This is a genomic window from Marinobacter sp. G11 (assembly GCF_021282325.1).
GTDB classification, from domain to species: Bacteria; Pseudomonadota; Gammaproteobacteria; order Pseudomonadales; family Oleiphilaceae; genus Marinobacter; species Marinobacter vinifirmus.
This window is the reverse complement of the sequence record NZ_JAJSPB010000125.1, coordinates 1-502: the sequence shown is the minus strand read 5'-3', so window position 1 is coordinate 502 and position 502 is coordinate 1. Positions and strand designations below refer to the sequence as shown.

Here is a 502-nt window from a genome sequence, read left to right as displayed (position 1 = left end):
ATCAACCGCAAGAGTGTGATTGTTCTGGCCGAGGACGGCCCCAAACAGTACAAGGTCTCGCCGGAGTTATTAAGGCCTCTGCGTGACGTGAAGTAGGTCAACTACGTCGTGGAATGAACGCTTACTTTGAGCATGAAGTACACCGCTCGGCCCAACTTGTGCGCCAAGGCAGACAGGACCTTGGGCTTATTCATTCGCCTCTGGAGTTTTTCGACGTAGCGCTTGGCCTTGTCGTTGTTACGGATAAACAGCACGGCGGCTTCCGAAAACGCCCACTTTAGATGGGCATTGCCGATCTTGTTGCCCTGCGTGCCGTAGACCTTGCCGGCTGATTCAGCTTTGCACTTCACCAGGCGAGCGTAGGACGCGAATTTCTGAACGGATTCGAAGCGCTGAATATCGCCGACTTCGTAGAGAATGGTCAGGGCCAGAATGCGGCCTACTCCAGGAATGGTCTTCAGCACGTTGAGTGACGCCGGGTCGTGTTGTTTGGCCTGCTGTT

At 54.6% G+C, this 502-nt stretch carries 1 protein-coding gene; it reads right to left on the bottom strand.

Features of this window, described 5'->3' with window-relative positions; genetic code table 11:
* Window positions 1-101: 101 nt before the first annotated feature.
* A partial coding sequence (locus tag LWH94_RS19360) for a transposase (protein ID WP_232903324.1) occupies window positions 102-502 on the bottom strand: 401 nt, incomplete at its 5' end.